The 852-nt window shown below is 49.2% G+C and carries 1 protein-coding gene and 1 pseudogene; one reads left to right on the top strand and one right to left on the bottom strand.

Features of this window, described 5'->3' with window-relative positions:
- Positions 1 to 354, top strand: a 354-nt coding sequence (locus HMPREF9074_RS12490) for a hypothetical protein (protein ID WP_198133049.1), incomplete at its 5' end; no start/stop codon positions are given.
- A 120-nt stretch (positions 355 to 474) separates the two neighbouring features.
- On the opposite strand, the pseudogene HMPREF9074_RS11335 reads toward HMPREF9074_RS12490, so the two are convergent.
- Positions 475 to 852, bottom strand: a pseudogene (locus tag HMPREF9074_RS11335) (hypothetical protein); the annotation flags it as partial.

Genomic DNA, 852 nt, shown 5'->3' with positions numbered 1-852 from the left:
GGTGAGACAAGTGGGACAGGTGAGACAAGTGGGACAGGTGAGACAAGTGGGACAGGTGAGACAAGTGGGAGAGCGAGCCGCACAGGCGGTTATGGGACGGGTGGGACAAGTGGGACGAGTGGGACAGGTGAGACGAGTGGGACAAGTGAGACGAGTGGGACAAGTGAGACGAGTGGGACTGGTGGGACGGGTGAGACAGGTGGGACAGGTGAGACAGGTGGGACAGGTGAGACAAGTGGGACTGGTGGGACGGGTGATACAGGTGGGACAGGTGAGACAAGTGGGGCAAATGGGAGGCTTGGGAAGGCGGAGAGGACTGGGACAAGTGGGACAGGTGGGATAAGCGATTGTTAGACGGTTGTACTTCGGTAATCTTTTGCTGATTGTTCGCTTATCCTTCGGTGTTCCTGTATCGTTTCTGTATTGTTCCTATATCTGTATCATTCCTATATTAGTTGTATTGGATTTCTTTTCCTAATCGGGATGGTAGGCTTTGCGTTTGTAACGCCAATAGTGGGTGGTTTGTTCCATATCAGTGGTTTGTTCGGTACAAAAGCCGGTGCTGTCGGTGACAATACGAAGGGTCTTAGTCGTTCTTTCCTCCTTTATTATATAATAGCCTCTCTCCTTTTCGTCTGTAATACTAAAAGTACTGCGCTCTTCGGTGATGTTGCCACTGCAGTTGCTTTGTGCGGCTCCTATTTGCCCTATATTGATTTCACCTATATATGAAGAGGCTTGAGCTGTGAATATTTTCTTTAGCTTTTTGCCTTTCCTTTCAAAAAACAACAATTCCTCGGTGGCGCGAGGGCTGGTGCGGTGGTTGTTGGAATAGAAGATTTTGACTTCGTA

Origin of the sequence: Capnocytophaga sp. oral taxon 329 str. F0087, assembly GCF_000213295.2 — a bacterium.
Classification (GTDB): Bacteria; Bacteroidota; Bacteroidia; order Flavobacteriales; family Flavobacteriaceae; genus Capnocytophaga; species Capnocytophaga leadbetteri_A.
The sequence above is the reverse complement of the archived record's forward strand: the minus strand, read 5'-3'. Positions and strand labels throughout refer to the sequence as shown.